Raw genomic sequence first — 19,147 nt, forward strand, 5'->3', positions numbered from 1 at the left:
CGTCCCACGGTGGGGTGACCAGCCACCGAGAATCGGGAGGGAGTTGTCGGGGTCACCGCCTACGGTCGATCCATGAGCACTCATCGGGGGAACCACGTCAGGGGCATCGTCCCGCCCTACCTGCTGCGCCAGATCGCCTCGCTCGAGGAGGACCGATTCGCGAATGCGGCACTCGCGGCGCAGGCCGCCCTCGACGAGCGGCCGCTGCGTCCCGAGGTCGTCGTGCCCACGATGCGACCGCAGGCAGGCGAGCAGCCCTTGCGCCGGGCGGTGCACGATGCGCAGGGTGGTACGACGCTGCCCGGCACGCTCGCGCGCGGCGAGGGCGATCCGGCCACGGGTGACGTGGCGGTCGACGAGGCCTACGACGGGTTCGGGGCGACCGACGCGCTGTACCGCGAGGTCTACGACCGCAGCTCGATCGACGACGCCGGCATGCCGCTCGTGGGCACCGTCCACTACGGCACCGCGTACGACAACGCGTTCTGGGACGGCGGCCAGATGGTGTTCGGTGACGGCGACGGCGAGATCTTCGGTCGCTTCACCGCCTCGCTGTCGGTCATCGGCCACGAACTGACCCACGGCGTCGTCGACCACACCGCGGGACTCGTCTACCGGGGTCAGTCCGGTGCCCTCAACGAGTCGGTCGCGGACGTGTTCGGCGTCCTGGTCGAGCAGCACGCCGCCGGCCAGAGCGCCGACGAGGCCGCGTGGCTCATCGGCGCGGGCCTGTTCACCGACCAGGTTGAGGGAGTGGCGCTGCGCTCGATGTCCGCACCCGGCACCGCGTACGACGACGACGTCCTCGGCAAGGACCCGCAGCCGGCGCACATGGACGGATTCGTGCAGACGACGCAGGACAACGGCGGGGTGCACCTCAACTCGGGCATTCCCAACAAGGCGTTCCACCTCGTCGCCACGGGGCTCGGCGGCAACGCCTGGGAGGTGGCCGGCCTGATCTGGTACGAGGCCCTCCTCGGCGAGCTGTCGTCCACCGCGACCTTCCTGCAGTTCGCCCAGGCCACCGTCCGGGCGGCCGAGTCGCACGACGCGGCTGACGTGGTCCGGGGCGCGTGGCAGGCTGTGGGGGTATGGAAGGAACAGCCGACCCCGTCCTCGTCGTCCGGGTGATCCGCAGCGGCGGTCTGGCCGGCCTGCGCCGCGAGTGGGAGGTCGAGGCGACCTCGCAGGACGAGGCGCGACCCTGGTGGCCCCTCGTCGAGGCCTGCCCGTGGGACGCCGCGCCCGGCGAGTGCGTCGCGGACGGCTTCGTCTACGAGGTCACGGCGAACGAGCGCGCGGCGACCCTGCCCGAACCGCAGGTCGACGGGCCGTGGCGCATCCTCGTCGATGCCGTGGTCCACCGATCGCCCTGAGCCCCTGCCGCGTCCTCGACGGCAGTGACCCTGCTCGCGTGGGCAGCGGGTACGGCGACTGACTAGGCTGGCCGGGGGCAAAGGCGCCCTCCATGACGGTCCGCCGAGGGGAGCCCAGATGACGACCTCCGAGTTCGATGCCATCGCCCGGTCCAAGGACGAGAACCTACGCCTCGACGTGCGCCGCGTGGCCGATCTGCTGGGCGAGACCCTGCTGCGGCTGGAGGGCGAGCAGCTCTACGACCAGGTCGAGCGCGTGCGGGCCCAGGGCAAGGTCATCGAGGACTCCGACGACCTCGATGCGCGCCACGAGGCCGGCCTGGAGATCCAGCGGATCCTGGCCGGACTCGATGCCGAGGTCGTCGGCAAGCTCGTCCGGGCGTTCAGCGTCTACTTCAGCCTCGCGAACGTCGCCGAGCAGGTCGCGCGGGTCCGCGGCATCGAGGCCCGCCCCGACGACGAGGGCTGGCTCGCGCGCACGATCGCCGACATCGTCGAGGCGCAGGGCCCCGAGGGCCTGCGCGAGGGCATCGGGCGGATCGACACCCGGGCGATCTTCACGGCCCACCCGACCGAGGTCAGCCGGCGCACCCTGTTGACGAAGCTGCGCCGGATCGCCGACATCCTGCAGGAGCCCGTGCCGGCGGGCACCCGGCGGCGTGCCGCGCAGGACCAGGACCTCGCCCAGCTGATCGACCTCATCTGGCAGACCGACGCCGTCCGCCGCACGCGGCCGACCCCGCTCGACGAGGCCCGCCACATGGTCTACTTCCTGCAGCAGATCCTCGTGGAGGCACTGCCCGACCTCGGCACCGATCTGGCCGACCAGCTGGCCGCGCACGGGGTCGCCCTGGCGCCCACGCAACGCCCCTTCTCGTTCGGCACGTGGATCGGCGGCGACCGCGACGGCAACCCCAACGTCACGCCCGAGGTCACGCTGAGCATCCTGCAGCTGCAGAACCGCGTCGCGACCCAGATCATCAACGCCAACCTCGACCTGCTGATCCGTGAGCTGTCCCCGTCGTCCGAGCTGGTCGGCGTCAGCACCGAGCTGACCGAGTCCCTCGAGGCGGACCTCGCCGCCCTGCCCGACCTCGACCCGCGACTGCTCACCGTCAACGCGGCCGAGCCGTACCGGCTCAAGCTGTCGTGCGTGAAGCTCAAGGTCGCGAACTCGGCGGCGCGGATCGCGGCGGCCAGTCCGCACGTGCCGGGGCGCGACTACGCCAACCGGGCCGAGCTGCTCGCCGATCTGGCGGTCGTCGACGCGTCCCTGCGGGCGCACGGCGGCGAGCGGATCGCCGACCGGATGCTCGCGCGGGCGATCCGCAGCATCTCGTCGGTCGGTCTGCACCTGGCCACGATGGACATCCGCGAGCACGCCGAGGCGCACCACCACGCGCTCGGCCTGCTGTACGACCGGCTCGACGAGAGCGGCACGCCGTACGACGACCTGACGCGCGACGAGCGGTTCGCGCTGCTGTCGGCCGAGCTCGGCCGGCAGCGTCCGCTCGCGCTCGACCCGCCCCCGCTCGACGAGTGGGGCGCGCGCACGTACGGCGTCTTCACGGCCGTCCGGCAGCTGAAGGCGACGTTCGGCGACGACGTCATCGAGTCCTACATCGTCTCGATGACGCTCGGCGGCGACGACCTGCTGGCGCCGATCGTGCTGGCGCGGCAGGCCGGGCTGGTCGACCTCGTCGGTGGCGAGGGCACCGAGCCGTTCGCCCGCCTCGACTTCGTGCCGCTGCTCGAGACCGTCGAGGAGATCCGCCGTGCCGGTGCCGTCCTCGACGAGCTGCTCTCCGACGAGAACTACCGCGAGCTGGTGCGCCTGCGCGGTGACCGCCAGGAGGTCATGCTCGGCTACTCCGACTCGAACAAGGCCGGCGGCATCACGACCTCCCAGTGGGAGCTGCACCGCGCCCAGCGCGGGCTGCGCGACGTCGCCCAGAAGCACGGCGTCACGCTGCGGCTCTTCCACGGCCGCGGCGGCACGGTCGGGCGCGGCGGCGGCCCCACGTACGACGCGATCCTCGCCCAGCCGTACGGCGTCCTGACCGGCGACATCAAGTTCACCGAGCAGGGCGAGGTGATCAGCGACAAGTACTCGCTGCCGCGCCTGGGCCACGAGAACCTCGAGCTCTCGCTCGCCGCCGTGCTGGAGGCGTCGACGCTGCACCTCGACTCACGCACCCCCGGCGAGACCCTGCAGGCGTGGGACGACACGATGACGCAGGTGAGCGACGCCGCCTATGCGGCCTACCGCAAGCTGATCGACTCGCCGGGCCTGTTCGACTACTTCCTCGCGTCGACCCCGGTCGACCAGCTCGGCGACCTGAACATCGGCTCACGACCCTCGCGGCGCCCCGACCAGGGTGGCGGGATCGACGGGCTGCGGGCGATCCCGTGGGTCTTCGGCTGGACTCAGAGCCGCCAGATCGTGCCCGGTTGGTACGGCGTGGGCAGCGGCCTGCGCGCCGCGCGGCTGGCCGGCAAGGAGAGCGTGCTCTCCGAGATGCTCGAGCAGTGGCACTTCTTCCGCACGTTCGTCTCCAACGTGGAGATGACCCTGACGAAGACCGACCTCGACGTCGCCGGTCGCTACGTCGAGACCCTCGTGCCGGCGGACCTGCGTCCGATCTTCGACATGATCCGGGCCGAGTACGCCGTCACGGTCGAGGAGGTGCTGCGGGTCACCGGCGAGAAGCACCTGCTCGACGACCAGCCCGGCCTCAAGCGGACGCTCGAGGTCCGCGACGCCTACCTGCAGCCGATCTCGTTCGCCCAGGTCGACCTGCTCCACCGCTACCGCCAGAACCCCGACGCCGTCGACGAGGACATGCAGGCCGCCCTCCTGCAGACGGTCAACGGCATCGCCAACGGTCTGCGCAACACTGGCTGACCTGTCCCGAGATTTGCTCCATTTCTCACTCTGATCCGGTGGATCTGGGCAAGTTTTGGAGCAAATCTCGGGAAGGGCGTCAGTTGACCTGGCGGTCGCGGCCCTCCCAGTACTCGGCGCGCAGCTTGAACTTCTGCAGCTTGCCGGTCGCGGTCCGGGCCAGCTCCTCGCGGAACTCGACGCGCTTGGGCACCTTGTAGCCGGCGAGGCGCTCGCGGGCATGGGCGCGCAGGTCGTCCTCGCTGACCTCGTCGGCCTCCTCGTCGATGACGACGAGGGCCAGCACGAGCTCGCCCCACCGCTCGTCGGGCACGCCGATCACCGCGACCTCGCGCACGGCCGGGTGCGAGGCGAGGGCGTCCTCGACCTCGATCGACGAGACGTTCTCGCCGCCGGAGACGATGACGTCCTTCTTGCGATCGGCGATCGTGACGTAGCCGTCCTCGTACGTGCCGCCGTCGCCGGTGTGGAACCAGTCGTCGGCGAGTGCCTCGGCGGTCGCGTCCGGGTTCTCCCAGTAGCCCTCGAGGACCGTGTTCGACCGGGCCAGGATCTCGCCGCCGTCCTGCACCATGATCGAGGTCGAGAGGGCGGGCGCCCCCGCGCGGCCGAGGTTGCGGGCCTGCTCGGACGGGTCGAGGTCGTCCCACTCCTCGCGCATGCGGCTCATCGTCAGCAGGGGCGCGGTCTCGGTGAGCCCGTAGATCTGGATGAACTCCCAGCCCAGCTCCTCGCGCACCCGCTCGATCGTGCGGGTCGGCGGGGGAGCGCCCGCCACGACGCAGCGGACCCGGTCCCGCCCGGGCACCTCGCCGGTCCAGTCCTTCAGCGCGTCGAGCACCGCCGACAGCACCGCCGGCGCGCAGCACAGGTACGTGACGCCGTGCTGCTCGATGCGGCGCAGGATCTCGGCGCCGTCGATCTGCCGGATCACGATGTGCCGGCCACCCATGCCGGTGACGCCGTAGACCTGGCCCCAGCCGTTGCAGTGGAACATCGGCAGCGTGTGCAGGTAGACGTCGCGGTCGCTCACCGAGGCGTGCCAGCCGAAGACCGTCGCGTTCGTCCACAGCGCGCGGTGGGTCTGCTCGACACCCTTGGGTCGGGCCGTCGTGCCCGACGTGTAGTTGATCGTGGCGGTGGCGTCCTCGTCCGCGTCCCATGGCTGCGGCGCGGCGGTCGACGACCAGATCCGGTCGTCGTCGCGGCCCAGCACGAAGACGTGCTTCGCGGCCCCGCACGCCGCGGCCAGGTGCTCGAGCTCCGGATCGAGCATGACGACGTCGGCGCCGCAGTGCCCGACGATGTACTCGACCTCGGCGGGCGCGAGCCGGAAGTTGATCGGTACGAAGACCCGGCCCCACGCCGACACCCCGAAGAACGAGACGAACATCCGCGCGGCGTTGTGCGACACCATCGCGACCCGCGCCCCGGGTGCGATGCCGAGCTCGTCGAGCGTCGCCGCCTGCGACCTCGCGAGCCTCATGACGTCGCGGTAGGTCAGCTCGCCCCACGACGGCGCCACCTGGTCGGGCTCGTCGACGACGGCGATCCGGTCGGGGTACACGGTGTGGGCGCGGACGAGGAAGTCGCCGATGGTGAACGGAACCTTCATGGAGTTCTCCTGGGTCACTGTGTGCTGCCTCACTCAGTGTGCCGCGTGGCTGGTCCGCCGCCCCACCAGGTCGCTGTGAACGGTCGGGCCGCTGCGGCGAACGGCACACTGGTGTCATGCACGTGCTCGACGGAGGCCTGTCCAACGCGCTCGAAGAACGCGGCAACGATCTGTCCGGCGACGAGTGGACGGCTCGCGTCCTGCGGGAGTCGCCCGAGGAGATCGTCGAGGTGCATCGCGCCTACTTCGCCGCCGGCGCCGACGTGGCCACGACGTCGAGTTACCAGACGACCGATCCGGGCCTCGTCCGCGTGAGCGTCGAGCTGGCGCGCGAGGCCACCGACGGGGTCGACGGGCGGCTCGTCGCGGCTTCGGTCGGCCCGTACGGTGCGGTGCTCGGCGACGGATCGGAGTACCGCGGCCGCTACGGACTGACGGCCGACGAGCTCGAGGCGTTCCACCGGCCACGCATCGAGGCACTGCTCGCGGCCGGGCCCGACCTGCTCGCCGTGGAGACGATTCCCGACACCGACGAGGCGGTCGTCCTGGCGCGGTTGCTGGACGAGTACGACCACCCGGCGTGGTTCTCGTACTCGATCGACGGCGACCGCACATGCGCCGGGCAACGGCTCGACGCCGCCTTCGCGATTCCCGCGGCAGTCGACGCAGTCGTCGCGGTCGGCGTCAACTGCTGCGCCCCGGCCGACGTGTTGCCGGCGCTGAGGGTCGTCGCGACCACCGGCAAGCAGGGACTTGCCTATCCCAACGCCGGCGAGGTGTGGGACGCCGAGCTCGAGCAGTGGATCGGCACGAGCACGTACGACGTCGACCTCGTGCCACGCTGGATCGCGGCGGGCGCGCAGTGGGTCGGCGGCTGCTGCCGCGTCGGCCCCGCCGCGATCGCGAAGGTCGCCGCGGCGGCTCGGCCCCCGGGCCGACCAGATGTGTAGCGGTGCCCACCGTCGTCAGGCGTCAGTCCGGAAACTTCGGTGGATTCCGCGACACATCGCGCGGCGCGGAGCGCCGGCTCAGTAGGGGAAGAAGCCGTGGCCGGACTTGCGGCCGAGCAGGCCCGCGTCGACCATGCGGTCGAGCAGCGGCGGCGGCGAGAAGAGGGGCTCCTTGAACTCCTCGTACATCGACTCGCCGATGGCCTTGATCGTGTCGAGTCCGATCAGGTCCGAGAGCGCGAGCGGACCCATCGGGTGCCCGCAGCCCAGCACCATGCCGTCGTCGATGTCCTTCGCCGAGGCGTAGCCCGCCTCGTACATCCGGATCGCCGACAGCAGGTACGGCACGAGCAGGGAGTTCACGATGAACCCGGCCCGGTCGGTCGCGTCGATCGGCTGCTTGCCGAGCTGCTCGGAGACGTACGTGCGCATCGTCGTGAGCGTCTCGGACGACGTCGTCAGCGACGGGATCAGCTCGACGAGCTTCATGACCGGCGCGGGGTTGAAGAAGTGCACGCCCATGACCCGGTCGGCGCGGCCCGAGACGGCGCCCAGCTTCACGATCGGGATCGACGAGGTGTTGGAGGTCAGGATCGCGTCCGGGTTGGTGACGACCTGCCCGAGCCGGCGGAACAGCTCGAGCTTGACGCTCTCGTTCTCGCTGGCCGCCTCGACGACGAGGTCGCGATCGGCGAGCGCGCCGAAGTCGAGGCCGACGCGCATCCGCGCGAGCGTCGCGTCGCGGTCCTGCTCGCTCAGCTTGCCGCGGTCGACGGCCCGTGCGAGCGACGTCTCGATCCGATCACGGGCGGCGGCGGCGGAACGGTTGTCGACCTCGATGACGACGACGTCCAGTCCTGCCCGCGCGTTGACCTCCGCGATGCCCGAGCCCATGAGCCCGCCGCCGATGATGCCGATCCGTTCGATGGTCACGTGTTTCTCCCAGAAAGATGAAGGTTTCCTCAGCTTGGACGGTATCGCGGGGCGGGTGCGCCTCCGTCAGCGGTGGGGGTCGTCGTGATGGGATGGGCCGCATGCGCGTGTGGCCCGTGGTGCTGATCCTGCTCCTCGCCGTCTCCGCGTGCGGGGGCGACGGGGACGGTGCGACCGCACCCACCGCGAGTGCCTCGACGACGGCCGCGGCCGGCGCGACGCAGGTGGCGGGGACGGTCGATCCGATGGCGATCACCGCGTTCTCGTGCGCCCGCGACGCGAAGGGCGCCTGGCACGTCACGGGAACGCTGGAGAACACCGCGAAGAAGGCCCGGGACTACCGCGTCACGGTGTTCATCGGCGAGCAGACCGGCCCCGCGCGGGCCCTGGACCTCGACCACGTCCAGCCCGAGCAGAGCGTCCCGTTCACGCTCGACCCGATCGTCGCCTCGCCCGACGGTCCCTGCCGTCTCCAGGCCCTGATTCCTCGCTGACATCGGGGTCACGGCCCTCCACAGCGGTGACAATTCGACTACGAGAGTTTCTCGAGGTCTTGGAATCGCAGTGATTTCCAGACTTTTGTCCAGTCTTAACCGAACTGTCACTCTCTGCCCTTCCTCTTGGCAGATTCTCAGGGTTACGGTGTGCGAACCCCGAACCCGCGAGAGAAGGACAGACGTGATCCCCAAGTCCCGCCGACCCCTCGCCGCCGTCACGGTCGCCGCCCTCGTGTGCGCACCGCTGACGTTGGCATCACCGGCCCAAGCGGCCGATCCGGTGACCATCACGATCGCCGACATCAACGACTTCCACGGCCGCATCGACTCCAACACCACTGCGTTCGCGACGACGGTCGAGAACATCCGCCAGGCGGCGGGCGAGGCCAACACGCTGTTCCTGTCCGTCGGCGACAACATCGGCGCCTCCGTGTTCGCGTCGGCCGTGGAGCAGGACTCCCCGACGCTCGACGTGCTCAACGCCCTCGACCTCTCGGTGTCCGCCGTGGGCAACCACGAGTTCGACCGCGGCTTCGCCGACCTGACCGATCGGGTCGGCACCGACGGCGCGAGCGGCGAGGCGGCGTTCCCCTATCTCGGAGCCAACGTGCTCAAGGACGGCGAGCACGCCCTCGACGCGTCCGCGACGTTCACCGTCGGTGGCCTCAAGGTCGCCGTGATCGGCGCCGTCACCGAGGAGACGCCGTCGCTCGTGTCGCCCGGCGGCATCGTCGGCGTGACCTTCACGGACCCCGTCGACGCCGTCAACGACGAGGCGGAGCGCCTCAACGCCCTGCCCGCCGGCGAGAAGCCCGACGTCATCGTCGCGGCGTACCACGACGGCGCCGGTGCGGGCACGCCCGACGGTGCGACGCTCGAGCAGGAGATCGCCGCCGGCGGCGCCTTCGGGAACATCGTCAACAACACCGATCCGTCGGTCGACGCGATCTTCACGGGCCACACGCACAAGCAGTACGCATGGCAGGCCCCGGTCGCCGGTGGCGGCACGCGCCCGGTCATCCAGACCGGCAGCTACGGCGAGAACATCGGCAAGGTCACGCTGACCATCGACCCCGACACCGACGCCGTCACGGCGAACACCGCGGTGAACGTGCCGCGGGTCGCGGCCGGCGCCGTCAACCTGAGCCTGCCGCGCGTGGCCGAGGTCAAGACGATCACCGACGCCGCGATCGCGCACGGTGCCGCCGTCGGCAACGTCAAGAAGGGCGAGGTCTCGGCCGACGTCACGACGGCGTACACCGGAGGCAGCTACGTCAACGGCAAGTACACCGGCTCCGATCCGGCCAACCCGAAGACGGGCCGCGACGACCGCGCGAGCGAGTCGACGATCGGCAACCTCGTCCCCGATGCGATGCTCGCCCAGTCCAAGACGACGCGTGCACCGGCCGACCTCGCGGTGAACAACCCGGGCGGTCTGCGCGACGAGCTGTTCTACAAGGGCACGGCGACCACGCCGGCCGACGTCAACCAGGACGGCGTCGTGACGCTCGCCGAGTCCAACGCGGTGCTGCCGTTCGCGAACAACCTGTTCACCGTCACGCTGACCGGCGCGTCGCTGAAGAAGGTCTTCGAGCAGCAGTGGCAGCGGCTGGCCAACGGCAACGTCCCGGCCCGTCCGTACCTGCAGCTGGGCATGTCGAAGAACGTCCGCTACACCTACGACGCGACGCGCGCCGAGGGCAGCCGGATCACGAGCCTGTGGATCAACGACGAGCTGCTGGACCCGGCGAAGTCGTACAAGGTGGTCGTCCCGTCGTTCCTGGCGACCGGCGGCGACAACTTCCACGCCTTCAAGGAGGGCACGGCCGTCGACCTGACCGTCGTCGACTACGAGGGCTTCAACGACTACCTCGGCGCCCACAGCCCGGTCTCGCCCGACTTCGCTCGTCGCTCGGTCCAGGTCAGCGGCATCGAGGACTCCTACACGGCCGGTGACGAGGTCTCGTTCTCGCTGCCGAAGCTCAACCTGACCTCGATCGGCGCGCCGGCCAACACCTCGGTCTCGGCGACGCTCGAGTACGGGAACGGCAAGACGAAGGCGCTCGGCTCCGAGCCGGTCACCAACGGCGCGAGCGAGGCGTTCGCGTTCACCCTGCCGCGTGGGTCGTTCGCCAACCCGGTGATCCGCGTCGTGGCCTCGCCCAGTGGGACGACCGCCACCATCCCGCTCTCGGTGGACGCGCTCGCCGATGCGACCAGCACGACGTCGGCCACGGCTCCGGCCGAGGTCACGAAGGCCGAGACGTTCGACGTGGACGTCGAGGTCGACTCGTCCGACGCGCTCGACGCCGAGGGCCAGGTCGTGGTCAAGGACGGCGACACCGAGCTCGGCACGGCGACGCTGGTCGATGGTGCGGCCACCGTCGCGGTCGATGCGTCCCTGCTGCGTCAGGGCACGCGCACGCTGACCGTCTCCTACGGCGGTGAGCCCGGCGTCGCCGGCTCGTCCACCACCGTCCAGGTGGTCGTCCTGAAGGCCGAGACCACGTTCTCGGCCACGGGCTCGACCTCGCCGTACGGCACGGGCGCGACCATCACGATGACCGCCAGCCCGGGCACCTCGGGAGTCGTCTTCGTGGCGAACCAGCTCGGCATCCAGGTCGGCACGGCGTTCCTCGTCGACGGGGCGGGCACGTTCCGCTTCGGTGGCACGGCGCTCACGCCGGGCACGCGCACCTTCGGCCTGTTCTTCAACGGCAGCGCCTCGTACGAGCCGGCCGACGCGACCGCCACCGTCACGGTGACCAAGGCCGCGACGACGACCAAGGCCTCGGTCGCCTCCAAGGTGAAGGTCGGCAAGAAGTCGACGCTCACGGCGAGGGTGACCGGCAAGGGCTTCACGGTCCAGGGCGGCAAGGTCACCGTGAAGAACGGCTCCAAGGTCGTCGGCACGGGCACCGTCAAGAACGGCGTCGCCAAGGTCTCGCTGAAGAAGTTCACCAAGCGGGGCAAGGTCACGCTGACGGTCTCCTACGCCGGCAACGCCGTGGCGAACCCGTCCAGCACGACGGTCAGGCTCACCGTCGTCAAGAAGTAACCGCGCAGGGGCGGCCCGCCACGGCGGGCCGCCCCTTCCGCCTCACCGCCGCCGTATCGAGGGGATACCGATGTTCCGATCTGCACACGTCCGTCCGAGCCCGTGGGCTCGTCTGACCGCCCTGGCACTCGTCGCCGGTACGGCGGTCGCCGTCCCGAGCACCGCCAGCGCGGCGCCCGACGGGTCCGGTCTCGTCATCAACGAGGTCTACGTCGACGGCGGTTCGGCCAACGCGTCGTACAAGGTCAAGTTCATCGAGCTGCGCAACCCCACGGCCGCCGCGATCGACGTCAAGGGGTGGTCGGTGCAGTACCGCTCCTCGGGCGGGACGGCGGCCTTCACGGGCGTCACCGAGCTGGGCGACCACGCCGTGCAGCCCGGCGGCACGTTCCTCATCGCCGGTGCGGGCAATGCGACGGGAGCCGGCGCGGAGCTGCCGACGCCCGACGTGACCGGCACGATCAGCCCCTCGGGCTCGGCCGGGACGATCGCCCTGGTCAAGTCGGCCACCGCGCTCACGGGCGCCCCGGCGGCCGTGCTGGCGGACCCGAGCCTCGTCGACCTCGTGGGATTCGGCGCGACGAACACGTTCGAGGGCACCGGTCCGGCGCCCGCCGATCCGAGCGTGACCGAATCGCTCGCCCGCGCCGCCAACAGCGCCGACACCAACCAGAACGCGGCCGACTTCACGAAGCAGGCGCCGAGTCCCGTCGCCTGTGGCGCGGCGTGCGACGTCGTCGCGCCGCCCGCGCTCGACGCCACGATCGCCGAGATCCAGGGCACGGGGACCGCCAGTCCGCTGGCCGGTCAGACCGTCACGACGACCGGCGTCGTCACGGCGCTGTACGACACGGGCGGCTTCAACGGCGCCTACCTGCAGACGCCGGGCAGCGGCGGTGCGATCGACCTCGGCTCCCACACGGCCTCGACCGGCGTGTACGTCTTCGGCGCGGCATTCGCGCAGGCCGTCGATCTCGGCGACACGGTCGACGTCACCGGCCCGGTCTCGGAGTTCCAGGGACTGACCCAGATCACGGCCTCGGGCTGGCAGGACGCCGCCACCGCGGGCACGGTCACCCCGACCCCGGTCACGTTCCCGCTGACGCCGACCCAGCGCGAGTCGCTCGAGGGCATGCTGCTCGACGCGACCGCGGGCACGTACACCGTCACCAACAACTTCGCCACGAACACGTACGGCGAGCTCGGCCTGGCGTCGGGCACCACGGTCCTGCCGCAGCCGACGAACGAGGTCCGCCCGCGCACGAGCGCCTACGACCGACTCGTCGCGGAGAACGCGAGCCGGCTCATCACGCTCGACGACGGCAAGTCGGCCAACTTCACCTCGGGGGCCAACCGTGAGCTGCCCGCGCCGTGGCTGACGGTGACCAACGAGGTCCGCACGGGAGCGTCCGTCACGATCGACGACCCGCTCGTGCTCGACTTCCGCAACAGCCTGTGGAAGCTCCAGCCGACCGTGCCGTTCGCCGCGGGTGACGAGTCCGCGACCGTCTCGACCGCGAGCACGCGCGAGGTGGCGCCGAACGACGTCGGCGGCTCGATCAAGCTGGCCTCGTTCAACGTCCTGAACTACTTCACGACGACCGGCGAGGACTGGGTCGCGCTCGGCGGTGGGCGGAGCTGCACGTGGTACACCGATCGCGCCGGCGACCGGATCACCGTGAACACGTGCAGCCCCGACGGCCCGCGTGGCGCGGCGAACGACACGAGCCTGGCCCGTCAGCAGGCCAAGATCGTCAGGGCGATCAACACGCTCGACGCCGACGTCCTGTCGCTCGAGGAGATCGAGGACACCGGCTCGCTCGGTGGGGCCGACCGGGACGAGGCGCTCAAGGCGCTCGTGGCGGCCCTCAACGCCGACGCCGGCGCCCAGAAGTGGGCCCCCGTGCTGTCGCCGTCGACGATCCCGCCCAACGGCCGCGACGTCATCCGCACGGCGTTCATCTACCAGCGGGACGTGGTCGAGCCCGTCGGGCCGTCGCACCTGCTCGACTCGACCGCGTTCGCGAGCGCCCGCGCCCCGCTCGCGCAGGAGTTCCGCCCCGTCGACGGCGATGCGGGCCAGGACTTCCTCGCCGTGGTGAACCACTTCAAGTCGAAGGGCTCCGGCGACGGGGTCAACGCCGACCAGGGCGACGGCCAGGGTGCGTCGAACCGGGCTCGCGTCGGCCAGGCCGAGGCACTCGTCGACTTCGTCGAGTCGCTCGAGGCGCAGACCGCGACCGACCGCGTCTTCCTGCTCGGCGACTTCAACTCCTACGCCAAGGAGGACCCGCTCGCGATCATCGAGGACGCCGGTTTCGTCAACGTCGACCAGACGCTCACGAACGAGGAGACGTACCAGTTCGACGGCACGCACGGGTCGCTCGACCACGTGTTCGCGTCGGACGCCGCGTTCGCCGCGGTGACGGGTGCCGACGTGTGGAGGATCAACGCGCCCGAGTCGATCGGCCGCGAGTACAGCCGCTTCAACAACAACGTCACGAACCTGTTCGACGGCGCGACGCCGTACCGGGCCAGCGACCACGACCCCGTGATCGTCGGCTTCGATCCGGGCGAGGCGGCTGCCGTCGCGACGACGACCACGGCCACGGTGCCGACGACCGTCTGGACCGACGAGCCCTTCGAGGTCGCGGTCACGGTCGCGTCGGCGGTCGGTTCGCCGCGAGGCACCGTCACGGTCTCGGCCGGCGGTACGGAGCTCGGTACGGCCGAGGTCACCGGTGGACGGGCGACCGTGACGGTCCGGGCCGGCTCGCTCGCTGCGGGGAGCCGTTCGCTCGACGTCGCGTTCGACGGCGAGGGCCGCTACTCCGACTCGGCCGGCACGGTCCGCGTCGAGGTCAGGGCGGAGTCGTCCATCACGGCGACGGCAGCCCCCGGCACCTACGGCAGGGCGACGCTGGTCACGGTCGTCGGCGGCCAGGGTGCGACGGGCGTCGTCCACGCGACGTCCGGCGGCCAGCTCGTCGGATCGGCGCTCATGATCGACGGTCGGGCGACGATCGCGATCGCCGGCACGGCGCTGAAGCCCGGCAGCCATCAGCTGACGGTGTTCTACGGCGGCGGAGCGGGCTACGACCCGAGCCAGACCGACGTCACGCTGACGATCGCGAAGGCCTCCGCGAAGGTGACCGGCTCGGTCGTGACGAGGAAGGTCACACCGAAGACGCGCGCCACCGTCCGGGTCACGGTGGCCACGACCGGCTTCACCGAGAACGCCGGCCGGGTCAGCGTCTACCGGGGCTCGAAGCTCCTCGGATCGGCGTCGGTCAGGAACGGCAAGGCCACGCTGTCGCTGCCCAGGCAGCCGCGTGGCACGGTGCGACTGACGGCGAAGTTCTCGGGGTCGTCGACGACGAACGCCGCGACGGGCACGTTCACCCTCACGGTGAAGTGACCGTCAGCGCGCGATGACGTAGTCGACGAGGGCGGCGTTCCCTGGGCTGAGGGAGGTCCAGGGGACGTCCGTCTCGAGCACCGCGATCGCTGAGGTGGGGAATCCGCCGCGGACGTTGCGCACGACGGTCGGATCGGAGTCGTCGCTCGCCAGCCGGACCGCGAGGCCCGGGGTGCCGGGGGCGTGCCCGATCAGCAGGACGGTCTGCGCCTCGGCCGGGGCGTGGTCGGTCACGGTGGCCAGCAGGGCGCCGGGCCACCCGTCGTAGATCTCGTCGTGGAAGGTCGCCGGCGCCGTCAGGCCCGTGGCCTGCAGGGTCTCGCGGGTGCGGGTGGCCGACGAGCACAGCACCGCGTCGACTCCGCCGAACACCTCGCGGATCCAGTCGCCGGCCAGTCCGGCCTCGCGCCACCCGCGCTCGGCCAGGGGCCGCTCATGGTCCGGCACGTCCGGCCACGCCGCCTTCCCGTGGCGCATCAGCAGCAGTCGCCTCGTCATGGTGACGGTTTACCACGGTCCCTCGGTTCGCACGCTCTCCCCTCGGTGAACTTGCCGAGGGAGGAGCCAAGAAACCGAGGGACCGTGGTAAACCGAACCGCGCCAGCGGCGCGCGAGGGCTCAGCCGCGCGAGATGGAGACCATCTCGTCGCGGGCGACGACCTTCTTGCGCTCGCGGGGGTGGGCGTCGTTCTCGCCGAGGGCGAGCTCGTGGGCGTCGAGCTTCTCCCAGCCCTCCCACGTCGTGTACGCCAGACCGCGGCTGTCGAGGTAGCGGTCGAACGCCTCGCGCTCGGGGTGCTCGGGTGCGGGCAGGCTCGGCAGGTCCTCGACGAGCATCGAGATCGTCTGGGCGGCATCGGACTTCGTGTGACCGATGAGGCCGACCGGGCCGCGCTTGATCCAGCCCGTCGCGTAGACGCCCGGGATCGGCGTGCCGTCGATGTCGAGCACGTGGCCGCCGTCGTTCGGCAGCACGCCCGCGGTGGCGTCGAAGGGCAGGCCGGCGACGTTGTCGGAGTAGTAGCCGATCGCGCGGTACACGGCCTGGACCGGCCAGTCCTTGAACTCGCCGGTGCCGCGGACGTTGCCGGTGCCGTCGAGCTCGGTGATCTCGGTGCGCAGGCCCACGACCTTGCCGTCCTCCCCGAGGATCTCGACGGGGTTCTGGCAGAAGTGGATGTGGATGCGGTGCGGTGCGCCGGAGGGCTCGCGCGCGAGGTAGTCCTGCAGCACCTTGACGACGAGCTTCTGGCTCTTGGCCGCCTGCAGGGCCTCCATCGAGCCGTGGTCGAACTCGAAGCCCTCGGGGTGGACGATGACGTCGATCGTCGGCGAGTGCGAGAGCTCGCGCAGCTCCATCGGCGTGAACTTGACCTGGGCCGGGCCGCGGCGCGCGAACACGTGGACGTCGGTCGTGACGTTGTTCTTGAGGCCCTCGTGCACGTTGTCGGGGATCTCCGTGACGAGCAGCTCGTCGGCCGTCTTGGCCAGGATCCGCGCGATGTCGAGGCCGACGTTGCCGACGCCGAGCACCGCGATCTCCTTCGCGTGCGGCTGGAAGTCCCACGTGCGCTCGGCATCGGGGTGGCCGTCGTACCAGTACACGAAGTCGGCGGCGCCGTACGAGCCGTCGAGGTCGATGCCCGGCAGGTTCAGATCGCGGTCGCGGCGCGCCCCGGTCGCGAACACGACGGCGTCGTAGAAGCTCTCCAGGTCCTCGAGCTTGAGGTCCGTGCCGAAGTTGACGTTGCCGAAGAAGCGGATGTCCTCGTTCGACATCACGCGCTTGAGGGCCTTGATGATCTCCTTGATCCGCGGGTGGTCGGGTGCCACGCCGTAGCGGATCAGGCCGAACGGAGTCGGGTCGCGATCGATCAGGTCGACGGTCACGTCGAGGTCTTCGGTCTTCGTGAGGATGTCGGCGGCGTACACGCCCGCCGGCCCGGCGCCGACGACGGCGACGCGCACCTTCCTGTCCACAGTCATAAAGGCAAGCCTAAGACGCCGCTCCACGCCTCGAAAACGCCGCCCGCGATTCGGGACGCACGTCACAGTTCGCCGACCGCGGGACCGAAGGCCGCCCGCGCGGCGTCGCGCAGCACCGCGTCGAGCTCGATCTCGTCGCGCGGAGCGTCGTGCAGTCCGGGCTGCCACGCGTCCGCGGTGGGCCGGCCGATGCTGCGGCGAGCGAGGTCATAGGAGGCCCAGACGACCTCGACGTCCTCCCGGCCGGTGAGGTCGCGGCGCAGCACATGGGCCGTGATCGCCGCGTTGGCGACGACGGCGAGGTCGATCAGTGCGTCGCGCGCGCCGTCCAGGCGCAGGGGATCGGCGCCGACCTCCACCTCGACCGCGCGCACCGCGAGCCGCACCCCCGCCAGCAGGGCGTCGACGACCGATCGGAGCGGGGCGTCGTGGACGATCGCGAGGTAGGACTCGGGCCGCACGAGGGCGTCGACCGCCGCCGTCACCGCGCCGCAGCCCGAGTGACCGAGCACCGCCACGACCTTGAGCGTCGGCAAGGACGCCGCCGCGTAGTGCAGGCTGCCGAGGCACTCCTGGCCCGGCACGTTGCCCGCGACGCGCACGACGAACAGCTCGTTGGCCGCCGCGCCGAGGACGAACTCGACCGGGACGCGGGCGTCGGAGCAGCTGAGCACCGCCGCGTAGGGCTCCTGTGGCAGGCCGTGGTCGTGGGCCAGCGGCAGCCCGAACGCCTCGGCGCTGACCAGCTTGGTGTGGTGGGCGCCGGGCTCGCCGAGTCGGGCGAAGCGGCGGCTGCCGGCGTCGAGCCGCACGCGCGCCTCGTGCGCCGTGGGCGGCAGCGGCGGCGGCACGTCGGGGCGTTCCTGCCACGTCACCCGGCGCAGGCGCTCGGCGGGATCCTCGGTCGAGGCCCACACCGACGCCGCGGTGATGAGGTCGCGGGGCAGGGGGCCGTGGAAGTGCGGGAACAGCTCGACGCCGCGCGGCCCGAGGCTCTCCTCCCACCGCAGCCGCGGATCGTCGTCGGGCACGGTGACCTCGAGCAGCACGACGTCGGGCTCGCCGGCGAAGAACATCGCCGCGGTGCCGGCGACCTGCGCCGCCGTCGACAGGTGGACGAAGCCCTCGGACTGCAGCGAGGCCGGTGCGTAGGCGTCGAGGTCACGGACGTCCCGCCACTGCTCGGCGGTGATGAGGTGGAACAGGGTCTGCAGGCTCACAGGTCGATCCTGTCGGTTCCGGCTGCGAGGATCGAGAGCAACGACGAAACGGAGCCGACATGAGCCTCGCCATTCAAGTCACCTTCGACGCTCACGACCCCCGCGCCCAGGCCACCTTCTGGCGCGCCGTCCTCGACTACGCGATCCCGCCGCCGCCCGGCGTCGAGCTCGGTCCCGACGGCGATCCGTGGGCAGCGTGGGAGGAGTTCCTCGAGCGGATCGGCGTGCCGCCGCAGCAGCGCAACTCCCGGGCCGCGATCGAGGATCCGGAGGGCACCGGCCCACGCGTGTTCTTCCAGCAGGTGCCCGAGGACAAGGTCGCGAAGAACCGTGTCCACCTCGACGTCCGTGCCGCCCCCGGGCTGGCGGGCGACGAGCGGATGGCCGCGCTCGAGGCGGCGTGCGAGCGCCTCGTCGCGCTCGGCGCCTCGCGGCTGCGACGGTTCGATCCCGCCCCACCGATGGAGACCGGCTTCATCGTGATGGCCGATCCCGAGGGCAACGAGTTCTGCCTGGACTGAGGTTCCCGACGGGTGCGGAGCGATTCCGGCGCGCTTCCGAGGTGCCCGCAGGCAGTGGCCTGAGAAGTGCCTGTGGAACCGGTCTCATCGGGGGTTCCGGGCTCGTATTCGGCCGAACGGTCACCTACGTTGGTGGGCACGACGGTTGAACCCGCAACCATCGCGATCCGGACCCCACCAGGAGCCCGCCATGACCCCGATGAAGCGCCGCAGCCTCGCTGCCGCCGCCGCGACGACCGCCCTCATGTCCCTCGCGGCATGCGGCACGGACGATCCCGCCGACGCCTCTGCGACCTCCACGCCGTCGGCCGAGACCTCCGCCTCGGCGGACCCCTCCGCCGACGCGACCGCCGGCGCCGCGGGCCAGTTCACGGCCGGCGAGTACGAGGCGACCGGCAGCTACCAGTCGCCTGCCGGCACCCAGAGCGTCGAGGTCGAGCTGACCCTCTCCGCCGACGGCACGATCACCGACCTCGACGTCGACGGTCAGGCCGAGGGCGGCAACTCCGAGCAGTACCAGAAGAAGTTCGAGAGCGGGATCGACGCCCTCGTGGTCGGCAAGCCGATCACCGAGCTCGACGTCAGCAAGGTGTCGGGGTCGTCGTTGACCAGCGGCGGCTTCAACGACGCCATCGACCAGATCATCAGCCAGGCCCAGGCCTGAGCGG

14 protein-coding genes are annotated in these 19,147 nt (G+C 71.0%); 9 read left to right on the plus strand and 5 right to left on the minus strand.

The window, feature by feature from the left end; translation table 11 throughout:
• Nucleotides 1-72 precede the first annotated feature (72 nt).
• The 3 genes from ACT26F_RS15065 (at nucleotide 73) to ppc (ending at nucleotide 4,281) form a co-directional block, all read left to right on the plus strand.
• Entirely contained in the window at nucleotides 73-1,131 is a 1,059-nt protein-coding gene (locus ACT26F_RS15065) for a M4 family metallopeptidase (RefSeq protein WP_471671361.1), read from the plus strand.
• The gene (locus ACT26F_RS15070) at nucleotides 1,092-1,376 is read left to right on the plus strand and encodes a protealysin inhibitor emfourin (protein WP_471671362.1); all 285 of its coding nucleotides are present in this window, start codon (nucleotides 1,092-1,094) and stop codon (nucleotides 1,374-1,376) included. Before ACT26F_RS15065 ends, ACT26F_RS15070 begins: the two co-directional genes overlap by 40 nt.
• 118 nt (nucleotides 1,377-1,494) lie before the next feature.
• Nucleotides 1,495-4,281 carry a phosphoenolpyruvate carboxylase gene (gene ppc, locus ACT26F_RS15075; protein ID WP_471671363.1) on the plus strand — a complete coding sequence of 929 codons (2,787 nt, stop codon included), beginning with the start codon at nucleotides 1,495-1,497 and terminating at the stop codon, nucleotides 4,279-4,281.
• Between the two features lie 79 nt (nucleotides 4,282-4,360).
• Here ppc and ACT26F_RS15080 read toward each other — a convergent pair whose 3' ends face one another.
• Nucleotides 4,361-5,896: an AMP-binding protein gene (locus ACT26F_RS15080; RefSeq protein ID WP_471671364.1), complete on the minus strand. Its 1,536-nt coding sequence runs from the start codon at nucleotides 5,894-5,896 to the stop codon at nucleotides 4,361-4,363.
• 116 nt (nucleotides 5,897-6,012) lie between these two features.
• Here ACT26F_RS15080 and mmuM point away from each other — a divergent pair, with 116 nt between their 5' ends.
• Nucleotides 6,013-6,846 (plus strand): homocysteine S-methyltransferase, encoded by an 834-nt coding sequence (gene mmuM, locus ACT26F_RS15085; RefSeq protein WP_471671365.1) that lies wholly within the window; start codon nucleotides 6,013-6,015, stop codon nucleotides 6,844-6,846.
• 78 nt (nucleotides 6,847-6,924) lie between these two features.
• On the opposite strand, the gene ACT26F_RS15090 is transcribed toward mmuM, so the two are convergent.
• A complete protein-coding gene (locus ACT26F_RS15090) occupies nucleotides 6,925-7,773 on the minus strand; it encodes a 3-hydroxybutyryl-CoA dehydrogenase (protein ID WP_471671697.1) in 849 nt (282 codons plus the stop codon).
• Nucleotides 7,774-7,880: 107 nt separating this feature from the next.
• Between ACT26F_RS15090 and ACT26F_RS15095 the strand changes: the two genes are divergently transcribed.
• The 3 genes from ACT26F_RS15095 to ACT26F_RS15105 all read left to right on the plus strand — a co-directional run bounded on the left by ACT26F_RS15095 (nucleotide 7,881) and on the right by ACT26F_RS15105 (nucleotide 14,752).
• The gene (locus ACT26F_RS15095; RefSeq protein ID WP_471671366.1) at nucleotides 7,881-8,273 is read left to right on the plus strand and encodes a hypothetical protein; all 393 of its coding nucleotides are present in this window, start codon (nucleotides 7,881-7,883) and stop codon (nucleotides 8,271-8,273) included.
• A gap of 184 nt (nucleotides 8,274-8,457) precedes the next feature.
• Nucleotides 8,458-11,334 (plus strand): 5'-nucleotidase C-terminal domain-containing protein, encoded by a 2,877-nt coding sequence (locus tag ACT26F_RS15100; RefSeq protein ID WP_471671367.1) that lies wholly within the window; start codon nucleotides 8,458-8,460, stop codon nucleotides 11,332-11,334.
• 70 nt (nucleotides 11,335-11,404) lie between these two features.
• A complete protein-coding gene (locus ACT26F_RS15105; protein WP_471671368.1) occupies nucleotides 11,405-14,752 on the plus strand; it encodes an ExeM/NucH family extracellular endonuclease in 3,348 nt (1,115 codons plus the stop codon).
• A 3-nt stretch (nucleotides 14,753-14,755) separates the two neighbouring features.
• Here the strand turns inward: ACT26F_RS15105 and ACT26F_RS15110 are convergent, their stop codons facing one another.
• The 3 genes from ACT26F_RS15110 to ACT26F_RS15120 form a co-directional block, all read right to left on the minus strand.
• Nucleotides 14,756-15,250, minus strand: coding sequence for a SixA phosphatase family protein (locus tag ACT26F_RS15110; protein WP_471671369.1), 495 nt, complete (start codon nucleotides 15,248-15,250; stop codon nucleotides 14,756-14,758).
• Between the two features lie 120 nt (nucleotides 15,251-15,370).
• Nucleotides 15,371-16,738 (minus strand): FAD-dependent oxidoreductase, encoded by a 1,368-nt coding sequence (locus ACT26F_RS15115; RefSeq protein WP_471671370.1) that lies wholly within the window; start codon nucleotides 16,736-16,738, stop codon nucleotides 15,371-15,373.
• A 62-nt stretch (nucleotides 16,739-16,800) separates the two neighbouring features.
• Nucleotides 16,801-17,958 (minus strand): DUF952 domain-containing protein, encoded by a 1,158-nt coding sequence (locus ACT26F_RS15120; protein WP_471671371.1) that lies wholly within the window; start codon nucleotides 17,956-17,958, stop codon nucleotides 16,801-16,803.
• Nucleotides 17,959-18,017: 59 nt separating this feature from the next.
• On the opposite strand from ACT26F_RS15120, the gene ACT26F_RS15125 reads away from it, so the two are divergent.
• Together ACT26F_RS15125 and ACT26F_RS15130 are read left to right on the plus strand one after the other, a co-directional pair.
• The gene (locus ACT26F_RS15125; RefSeq protein ID WP_471671372.1) at nucleotides 18,018-18,479 is read left to right on the plus strand and encodes a VOC family protein; all 462 of its coding nucleotides are present in this window, start codon (nucleotides 18,018-18,020) and stop codon (nucleotides 18,477-18,479) included.
• Nucleotides 18,480-18,669: 190 nt separating this feature from the next.
• Nucleotides 18,670-19,143: an FMN-binding protein gene (locus ACT26F_RS15130; protein WP_471671373.1), complete on the plus strand. Its 474-nt coding sequence runs from the start codon at nucleotides 18,670-18,672 to the stop codon at nucleotides 19,141-19,143.
• Nucleotides 19,144-19,147 lie beyond the last annotated feature (4 nt).

The organism is Aeromicrobium sp. SP1 (assembly GCF_055663785.1).

Excerpts from the sequence above, each read along its gene's own strand:
- mmuM (WP_471671365.1), top strand. The coding sequence starts at position 6,013 with ATGCACGTGCTCGACGGAGGCCTGTCCAACGCGCTCGAAGAACGCGGC.
- ACT26F_RS15125 (WP_471671372.1), top strand. The coding sequence starts at position 18,018 with ATGAGCCTCGCCATTCAAGTCACCTTCGACGCTCACGACCCCCGCGCC.
- ACT26F_RS15080 (WP_471671364.1), bottom strand. The coding sequence starts at position 5,896 with ATGAAGGTTCCGTTCACCATCGGCGACTTCCTCGTCCGCGCCCACACC.
- ACT26F_RS15115 (WP_471671370.1), bottom strand. The coding sequence starts at position 16,738 with ATGACTGTGGACAGGAAGGTGCGCGTCGCCGTCGTCGGCGCCGGGCCG.
- ACT26F_RS15065 (WP_471671361.1), top strand. The coding sequence starts at position 73 with ATGAGCACTCATCGGGGGAACCACGTCAGGGGCATCGTCCCGCCCTAC.
- ACT26F_RS15110 (WP_471671369.1), bottom strand. The coding sequence starts at position 15,250 with ATGACGAGGCGACTGCTGCTGATGCGCCACGGGAAGGCGGCGTGGCCG.
- ppc (WP_471671363.1), top strand. The coding sequence starts at position 1,495 with ATGACGACCTCCGAGTTCGATGCCATCGCCCGGTCCAAGGACGAGAAC.
- ACT26F_RS15095 (WP_471671366.1), top strand. The coding sequence starts at position 7,881 with ATGCGCGTGTGGCCCGTGGTGCTGATCCTGCTCCTCGCCGTCTCCGCG.
- ACT26F_RS15070 (WP_471671362.1), top strand. The coding sequence starts at position 1,092 with ATGGAAGGAACAGCCGACCCCGTCCTCGTCGTCCGGGTGATCCGCAGC.
- ACT26F_RS15130 (WP_471671373.1), top strand. The coding sequence starts at position 18,670 with ATGACCCCGATGAAGCGCCGCAGCCTCGCTGCCGCCGCCGCGACGACC.
- ACT26F_RS15105 (WP_471671368.1), top strand. The coding sequence starts at position 11,405 with ATGTTCCGATCTGCACACGTCCGTCCGAGCCCGTGGGCTCGTCTGACC.